The sequence below is a fragment of the Rubrivirga sp. genome (assembly GCF_049648075.1).
GTDB lineage: Bacteria > Bacteroidota > Rhodothermia > Rhodothermales > Rubricoccaceae > Rubrivirga.
The window spans coordinates 1-4,538 of sequence record NZ_JBARYR010000183.1; the positions used below are offsets into that span (position 1 = coordinate 1).

The 4,538-nt window shown below is 67.3% G+C and carries 4 protein-coding genes and 1 pseudogene; 3 read left to right on the forward strand and 2 right to left on the reverse strand.

Annotated elements, in window-relative coordinates:
* Positions 1 to 128, forward strand: a pseudogene (locus tag WBA11_RS05230) (class I fructose-bisphosphate aldolase); the annotation flags it as partial.
* 51 nt (positions 129 to 179) lie between these two features.
* Positions 180 to 602 carry a hypothetical protein gene (locus WBA11_RS05235; RefSeq protein WP_424519660.1) on the forward strand — a complete coding sequence of 141 codons (423 nt, stop codon included), beginning with the start codon at positions 180 to 182 and terminating at the stop codon, positions 600 to 602.
* 277 nt (positions 603 to 879) lie between these two features.
* Here WBA11_RS05235 and WBA11_RS05240 read toward each other — a convergent pair whose 3' ends face one another.
* Together WBA11_RS05240 and WBA11_RS05245 are read right to left on the reverse strand one after the other, a co-directional pair.
* Positions 880 to 1,707, reverse strand: coding sequence for a class I SAM-dependent methyltransferase (locus tag WBA11_RS05240; RefSeq protein WP_424519661.1), 828 nt, complete (start codon positions 1,705 to 1,707; stop codon positions 880 to 882).
* Positions 1,708 to 1,732: 25 nt separating this feature from the next.
* Positions 1,733 to 2,656 carry a TerC family protein gene (locus WBA11_RS05245; protein ID WP_424519662.1) on the reverse strand — a complete coding sequence of 308 codons (924 nt, stop codon included), beginning with the start codon at positions 2,654 to 2,656 and terminating at the stop codon, positions 1,733 to 1,735.
* 265 nt (positions 2,657 to 2,921) lie between these two features.
* Here WBA11_RS05245 and WBA11_RS05250 point away from each other — a divergent pair.
* Positions 2,922 to 4,538: ATP-binding protein (locus tag WBA11_RS05250; protein ID WP_424519663.1), on the forward strand; the 1,617-nt coding region annotated here is incomplete at its 3' end.

Sequence of the window (4,538 nt, forward strand, 5' to 3'; positions counted from 1 at the left end):
ACAAGCGCGCCGGCGGCATGGGCCTGATCTCGGGCCGCAAGGCGTTCCAGCGCGAGCGCTCGGAAGGCGTCCGTTTGTTGAACACGATCCAGGACGTCTACCTCGACGACGCGATCACGGTCGCGTAACGTTCGTCCTCGAGGACGGGCTTCCCTTACCTTGGGGGAGCCCCGACCTCTATGAAAGGCTCAGATCTGTTCGCGCACGTTTGCAACGCGGCTTTAATTGCCGGTCTGCTCTTCTTGGTCGCGACAGATGGGATGCCAGTGGACAACTACGTCCTGATCGTTTTGCTGACGGTCCTGGCACCGGTCGCGAGCAGCGTCGCGCTGTGGCAACGGTCGGTGGCGGCCGGCGAGCGAATCGAGCTCCCATCACTACGGGACTTGCAGCGGCGAGCCGACCGGGACGAGATGGACCCCCACACGGTCCTCGACCTCGACGCCCGGCTGGAAGCTCTTGAACTCGGGCAGGCCGACCTCGAGGACGCGGCACGGTGGCGAGCGTTGGTAGCGAGCGGGCAGGTCACGGGACCGGCCGCCGACCTCGAGATCGAACCACCGTCTGGAGGCCAGTCCTCGAACGGTCGCCTGGCCGGCTGAGCCGCTACAGCACGAACACGGCCTCGAGGATGATTCGGCTGTGCCCGTCCTCGAGGCCGCGAGCAGACGCCACGGCGTGGCGTCTCTACGTCTACGTCCGTTGAGGCTTCGAGGCTGAAGGCAAATGCGATTCTCCACAACGTCATCCCGAGCGGGGCCGAGGGATCCCGACGCGCTGCGTCTCGCTATGGTGCCCGCCATCGAGGACGAGCAGCATCGGCAAACGCATCGTCCTCGAGGACGGCGCTGGCCGCACGAGGAACGGCCTCGAGGGCGGCTACTCCGGCCGCTCGAAGATCAGCAGGTGCTGCTGAGGGAGCACGTCGAGGTTCTCGACGAACCGGAAGCCCGCCGTCTCAACCTCGAGGCGGACCTGCTCCTCGGTCATCTTGTGCAGCCGCCGGATCGGGACGTCAGGGTCTTCGGCCCGGTACTCGACCAAGACGAGACGGCCGCCCGGGCGCGTCGCGTCGTAAATCGCAGCGAGCATCTCAGCCGGATGCGAGAACTCGTGGTACGAGTCCACCAACAGCGTCAGGTCCGTCGAGGACGAGCGCAGGCCGGGGCCGGTCTCCGTCCCCAGGACGGGCGCGACGTTCGAGAACCCTTCGGTCTCGGCCCGGTCCTCGATGATCCGCAACATCTCGGTCTGGATGTCGACGGCGTAGACCCGGCCTTGGGGCACGAGCGGCGCGATGCGGAACGTGAAGTAGCCGGTCCCGGCGCCCAAGTCCGCCACCACGTCGTCGGCCTCCAAGCCGAGCGCGTTGATCAGGACCTCGGGGCGCTCCTCGCGCTCGCGGTCCGGGCGCTCGAGCCACGCCGCGCCGCGGTGGCTCATGACGCGGGCGATTTCGCGTCCGAGGTAATACCGTCCCGTCCCGTCCGGCGACTCCGGCCCCTCTTGGTAGACGACCGCGCCGTCCTGGCTGAACGACTGGATCGGGATCCGCGACCTCGAGGTCGGCGCCAGCGAGTTGCCGACAGTGTCGGCGCCGCCGACGGGTTGCCGCTCGGGGGCCTGCGCACGGCAGCCGACCGCGACGGTGGCGACGAACGCGAGGATTAGCGCGACGCGCATGGGTGGGAGAGATCGTGTGCTCATAGAGCCGCGCTGGAATCGGTCGGCGTCACTCGGCGGTCACGCGCGCCGGTGCGATCGGCAACGGACGGGCGATGTGTGCCGCGTCCGGGATGCCCGTGGCGCCTTCGGTCGCGTGGGGTTCGATAAGCGTGACCGACGGCGTGTTGTTGCCCCGCTTCGACCGGATGTTCAAGAACTCGACGACGAGGGCGAAGGCCATCGCGGTGTAGATGTAGCCCTTCGAGATGTGCTGGTTGAACCCCTCGGCCACCAACGTCACGCCGATGAGGATCAGGAACGCGAGCGCCAGCATCTTGACCGTCGGGTGCTCGTGGACGAACCGCGAGATCGGCCCGGCGCCCAGCATCATGACGCCCACCGCGACGACGACGGCGATGACCATGACGGCCAAGTCGTCGGCCATGCCGACCGCCGTGATGACCGAGTCGAGCGAGAACACCAGGTCCAAGATCGCGATCTGAACCAGCACCGAGCCCATCGTCGCCGCCACCGGCTTCTCAGCCAGGTGCTCGCCGTCGCCCTCGAGCTTGTGGTGGATCTCGTGGGTCGCCTTGCCCACCAAGAACATCCCGCCGACGATCAGGATGATGTCTCGGCCCGTGATCCCGAGCGGCGTCTGGTCGCCCAGGGCCTCCCCTCCTCCGTGCCCGACGGTGTCTCGCGCGTTGGCCCCGAACGCCTCCATGCCGTCGAGGAACGGGAAGACGGTGCCCAGGTCGAACAGGACCTCGGTCAGTCCCATGACCCACGAGATCGAGAACAGGAGGGCGATCCGCATGATCATCGCGAGCCCCAGCCCGATGTTCCGCCCCTTCGCCTGCTGCTCCTCGGGCAGCCGTCCCGTCAAGATCGAGATAAAGATGATGTTGTCGATGCCCAGGACGATCTCCAGCGTCGTCAGCGTCGCGAGTGCGATCCAGGCGTTGGGGTCAGCGATCCAGTCGAACATGGCACGGGGCAATGGAGCCCGAAGCTAGTGCGCCGGTGCTGACCGCCGGCATGGGGGCGTGGCCGGTTCTACGTCGCCCTTGAGGGCGAGAGGAGCAAGGTGCTCGACCTCGAGGACGAGGGCACCTCGATGACGACCCGCCTATGCCCGTCGCATTGCGGCCGCAGCGGCCTCGAGGACGGACACGCCTGACTGTGGGAGAACGCGACCTCGAGGTCGCGGCCCTCTCTACCTTCCGGTCTCGCGACGCCACGACCCGACCCTGATGCCCGAAACACCCGCCGACCCGCTCGCCCACTACCCCTCCTGGGCACAGGAGCTCGCCCGGCGCTACTTCACCAAGACCCTCAACCAGTTCATCCTGCACGGCAACGTGCGCGACCTGGTCCCCGCCCTCGACGAGCGCGGCGAGCGTGCCTACGTCCCGCTCCGCCAGTTCCTGTCCGAGGACCTGTTCGCCGGACGCGACGTGGTCGTGTTCTACGACCGCTCGGACGGGATCCACTTCCAGGACGGCGAGAGCCGCAAGGACTTCGCGCGTGCCGTCTCGGGCTACGACACCCTGTTCGGGACCGACTACGCGAAGAAGATGCCCAAGGACCCGGCGCGCGTCTTCGCGCTCTTGGACAACTACTTCCGCGTCCGCCTGGCCGACGGGAAGCGGATCGCGCTCGTCGTCGACTACGCCGAGACCGTGATCCCGATGTCGGAGGCGGCCAGTTACTCCTCGGAGGACCGCGCGGCACTCGTGACGCTCCAAAAGTGGGCGCACGACCCGCTCTTGCTCAAGGCCGACTTTACGTTGGTCTTGGTCGCGGAAAACCTGGGCGACCTGTCGAGGCCGTTCATCCAGAGCCCGTACAACGCCGAGCTCGACCTCCTCTTCCCCGACCAGGCCGAGCGCGAGTCGTTCGTCGACTGGTTCCTATCCGCACAGCCCGACGGCCGCGAGCGGTACGACAAGCTCTCGTCGGTGCCGGACTTGACGTTGGCGCAGAACACCGCGGGACTCGGCTACGTCCAGCTCCGCTCGATCCTTGCGGACGTCCTAGAGAACGAGCGGGCGCTCACGTTCGAGACGCTGTCGGCCAAGAAGAAGGAGCTCATCGAGGCCGAGGCCTACGGGTTGCTGGAGTTCGTCGAGACCGACTACTCGCTCGACATGGTCGCGGGCCACACCGAGGCGAAGCAGCACCTGCTCGCCGCCGCCGAGGCCATCAAGGCCGGCCGGCCGGACGTCATGCCGATGGGCTACCTGATCGCCGGGCCTGTCGGGACGGGCAAGACGTTCTTGGTGACCACGTTCGCGGGCGAGATCGGCATCCCGATGGTCAAGCTCAAGAACTTCCGCTCGCAGTGGCAGGGCGTCACGGAGGGCAACCTGGAGAAGATCCTGACCCTGTTGCGGGCCATGAACCCGGTCGCGGTCATGATCGACGAGGCGGACGCGGCCCTCGGAGACCGGTCCTCTTCAGGCGACAGCGGCGTCTCGAGCCGCGTGTTCGGCCAGATCGCCCAGGCGATGTCGGACACGCGCTTCCGGGGTAAGATCATCTGGTTCCTGGTCACCGCCCGCCCGGACCTGATGCCGGTCGACCTCAAGCGGCAGGGCCGAGCGGAGGAGCACATCGGCCTGTTCTACCCGTCTACGCGCCAAGACCGCGAGGAGCTGCTTCGCGTCATGATGCGCAAGACCGGCGTCGAGGTCGAGATGGACGCGGTCCCCGAGGCCCTGGTCGACGGCGAGCGGACGTACTCCGGCGCCGACATGGAGGCCCTGTTGACGCGAGCCAAGTTCCGGGCCGCGACGCACGCCCTCGATGAGGACCCCGATCTCGAGGACACTGACGACGACGCATACGACGCGGAGCCCATCAAGGAC